Source organism: Microcystis sp. LEGE 00066 (assembly GCF_015207925.1).
GTDB lineage: Bacteria > Cyanobacteriota > Cyanobacteriia > Cyanobacteriales > Microcystaceae > Microcystis > Microcystis ichthyoblabe_A.
Genome location: NZ_JADEVX010000300.1, coordinates 1 through 3314, shown reverse-complemented (window position 1 = coordinate 3314; position 3314 = coordinate 1). Strand labels below are relative to the sequence as shown.

Below are 3314 nucleotides of genomic sequence, written 5' to 3'. Positions count from 1 at the left end.
CTTTTGATATTAACTTATTTGTGCCTTAAGTCCTTTCCTGTATGAATTTCAGCTACTTTTGAGCTTAGGTACTCTCATTGAATTTTATTTTAAGTTAATTATTTGCATAACAATTCCCGAAGAGCCTCTTTTTTAAACCAATAAATAACATTTTTGGGTCTATTAGACTGATCGTGATAAGTTTAACTAATCAATGATTGGCCGCTAACAGCGGTGAGTACAGATGTTGAAAATTTCTTAACCCATAAGTCTGACGCAAAATTACACGAATACGATTATTTAAAACTTATTTAGATGCTGAACAGCTTATTAACAAGTAATTTAGATAAGTCTCTTGCATAATTAATTTTTGAGGGTTCAAAAACGTCAAAAATAAGGATTAAAGGCTCTTCTAGGTTCTGTGTGATAAGTTTAACTTACTATATGATCGATCAATCTTTGTGTCTTTGTGGTTCGTTCCACCCCCTCGCTAGGAGGAATGTATCTTAGAATACATTTTACCCACTAAACCCAAGAGAGCCGATTAAATGGCATAAAATCTGTAAATAGACCATTTAATTGATTATTATTCATTATTAATTCTCCTGAATACTGACTTCTAATCCTAACAACAATTTTTGATTTTTACAAGAAGTCTGATGATTTGGTATTCTCAAAAGGTTTACTGGCTATGGTATGATTAAGGGGGGTTTGTTAGACTATGATATTTTTCATGATCATCTGTTTTTATATGATATCATGTTGAGCAAAATTCACTCTCTAAATTTGGGTTTAAATTATGATAACTACACTCATCGAACGAGAAGCAGAACCAATTTTAATTAGTGACTTAACCTGGAGAGAATTTAAAGCTGTTGAACAGCTAATCGATCGCCCAGGGTTAAGGTTATCTTTTTTAGATGGAGTTTTGGAGATTAGAAAAATGCCAGGGAAAAAACACGAAACTATCAAAAAACGTATTGCTTCCTTAGTAGAAATTTATTTAGAATTTTTGGGATTAGATTTTACTCCTACTGGTTCTGTCACCTTAGAAAATGAATTTGAAAAGGTTAAAAGAGAAGGTGATGAATCCTATGAATTGGGAGCAAATAGAAAACATCCTGATTTAGTGATTGAGGTGGTTGTTAGTAGTGGAGGAATTAATAAACTGGAAGCATACAAACGGTTACAAATTCCTGAAGTTTGGTTTTGGATGAATGATGAGTTATTGTTTTATAGTTTAGGAAATGATGGTTATGAGGCTGTTAGTAAATCGCCACTTTTACCGAGTTTAGATGTCGGTTTATTGATGCGTTGTATTAATACGGAAAATCATGCTCAAGCACTGCGAGAATTTAGAGCAGGGATAAAAATTATTGAACCAACATAACAATATTAGGACTTACGCAAAAGGGAACGAAAGTAGGGGTAATTCATGAATTACCCCTAGGCAAGAATAAGGTTTTCAGTCACATCTTGCATAAGTCCTAAATATAAAATGGTGATTTTTTCCGTTCTCTCGCATCAAGACTTGTGGAGTGTAACCTATGTTAGGATGTCTCTAGTATATTTCTTAAAAATTAATCTAAAGGAGTATCACCATGAGCTTACAGCGAGAGGTAGAATTAAAATCAGATGCAGGAATGGACTACAGCAAACTCCGTGACTTACTCAAAGCTGGGAAATGGAAAGAAGCGGATGAAGAAACAAGAAGGGTAATGTTAGCGGTTGCTAGACAGGTCATTAGGTTAAGGGATGAAGATATTGATAATTTTCCCTGTGCAGACCTCCGTACCATTGACCAATTGTGGGTAAAATACAGTAATGGTAGATTTGGGTTTTCTGTTCAGAAACGCATTTATCAGGGTTTAGGCGGAACGAAAGAATATAACCCAAAAGTCTGGGAGAAGTTCGGAGACAAGGTAGGATGGAGAAAAGTAGATATAAAATGCTGGTTGTACTACAGTGAGATTACTTTTGATATAAAAGCACCAGAAGGCCACCTCCCGAGAACATTATTTGGTGGTGTGTGGGTGGGACCATTGAATGAAAGAGGGTATTTTCAACGGTGGGGGGTAGGGTGGCGTCTTCTCTCACGTCGAGACTTGTAAAATGTAACCTGTAAAGTTTTTAGGGTGCGTTAGGAGCGCAAAAAGATTATAAAATATACAAATCAATTAAATACGCGACGTAACGCACCATTATTGTTGAAGGAGATTTTAAAAAACATAATAAAATAAATTATTGAGCAAATATGAGATGCGTTACGAATACAGCTAACACACCCTACAAATTATCTATTACATGAGAAGATTAATAACAGAAGTCGCGGATCTAAATTTTCTCGGAATCAGATATAATCAAATTGGGTAAATAACCATAATGTGATTGAAGTCAAAAACCATAACCTAAAATGTCAACCATTGAACAAATTGAAGCAGCTATTCTGACGCTTCCACCAGAACAGTTTCAGCAGCTCCGGCAATGGATATTAGAGATAGACTACCAACGTTGGGATGAGCAGCTAGAAAAAGACATCGCAGACGGCAAACTGGAGGCTTTAGCAGCAGAAGCGATCGCTGAGTTTAAAGCGGGACATTGCCGAGAACTCTGATGCACTACACAACCCGCAGATTTTGGAAATGCTATGAGGATTTACCCCCTCAAATTCAGGAAACAGCAGATCAATGCTACGAACTTTTGAAAGCTGATCCATCTCATCCATCATTACACTTCAAAAAGATCGGTAAAAAATACTGGTCAGTTCGAGCAGGATTAGACTATCGGGCTTTAGGAGTTGAAGTAGAAAGCGGTATTTCTTGGTTCTGGATCGGAACTCACGCAGAATATGACAAGCTCATTGGTAAGATTTAACCAGCAGTCCAGCCAATTCTGTAGGGTACGCTAATGAAATGTAACGCAAACAGTAAGTTTTGGAAAGACTCAAGCTCTAATCACAGTAATTCTATATTGATTTTCTGTCACCACCACCTCAGTGGATAACCTTTCTTCCATTGGTAAAGCATTTTTCCGCCTATCAAAGATAAATAACCAACCAAAATCTAAACCCAAACGCCCTAAATAAGATTCTAATTGTTCAATTCCATCAGCTTGAGGATCGCGCTTTTTATCTCTCCACACCTTCAATTCAATCCCTAAAATTACATCTTTATACTGCAAACATAAATCCATTCTATCGCTACCAATGGCATATTCCCTTTCTAAAACTCCCCCACCATTAACCACACGATGTAAAAAAGCCATTAATACAATATGTGGAGCGATTTCATGATATCCCGTACTACCTAATAAGGGTTCGACCTGTTGTCGCCAAA

General features: G+C 36.5%; 4 protein-coding genes and 1 pseudogene. 4 read left to right on the top strand and 1 reads right to left on the bottom strand.

All coding sequences use genetic code 11. The features are described 5' to 3' along the window. The first annotated feature begins 778 nt into the window (after positions 1–778). From IQ224_RS22735 to IQ224_RS22720, 4 genes are all read left to right on the top strand, one after another. Positions 779–1369 (top strand): Uma2 family endonuclease, encoded by a 591-nt coding sequence (locus tag IQ224_RS22735; RefSeq protein WP_002742058.1) that lies wholly within the window; start codon positions 779–781, stop codon positions 1367–1369. A gap of 211 nt (positions 1370–1580) precedes the next feature. Then, positions 1581–2090 carry a GUN4 domain-containing protein gene (locus tag IQ224_RS22730; RefSeq protein ID WP_194033524.1) on the top strand — a complete coding sequence of 170 codons (510 nt, stop codon included), beginning with the start codon at positions 1581–1583 and terminating at the stop codon, positions 2088–2090. Between the two features lie 302 nt (positions 2091–2392). Further along, positions 2393–2593: a hypothetical protein gene (locus IQ224_RS22725; RefSeq protein ID WP_072925605.1), complete on the top strand. Its 201-nt coding sequence runs from the start codon at positions 2393–2395 to the stop codon at positions 2591–2593. Next, positions 2593–2853, top strand: coding sequence for a hypothetical protein (locus IQ224_RS22720; protein WP_072925602.1), 261 nt, complete (start codon positions 2593–2595; stop codon positions 2851–2853). The genes IQ224_RS22725 and IQ224_RS22720 overlap by 1 nt, the downstream gene beginning before the upstream one ends. Positions 2854–2922: 69 nt before the next feature. Here the strand turns inward: IQ224_RS22720 and IQ224_RS22715 are convergent. Further along, positions 2923–3314 (bottom strand): annotated as a pseudogene (locus tag IQ224_RS22715) (hypothetical protein); the annotation flags it as partial.

Bases quoted from the DNA above. Each gene is read 5' to 3' on its own strand.
- IQ224_RS22725 (WP_072925605.1), top strand. From the start codon at position 2,393: ATGTCAACCATTGAACAAATTGAAGCAGCTATTCTGACGCTTCCACCA.
- IQ224_RS22735 (WP_002742058.1), top strand. From the start codon at position 779: ATGATAACTACACTCATCGAACGAGAAGCAGAACCAATTTTAATTAGT.
- IQ224_RS22730 (WP_194033524.1), top strand. From the start codon at position 1,581: ATGAGCTTACAGCGAGAGGTAGAATTAAAATCAGATGCAGGAATGGAC.
- IQ224_RS22720 (WP_072925602.1), top strand. From the start codon at position 2,593: ATGCACTACACAACCCGCAGATTTTGGAAATGCTATGAGGATTTACCC.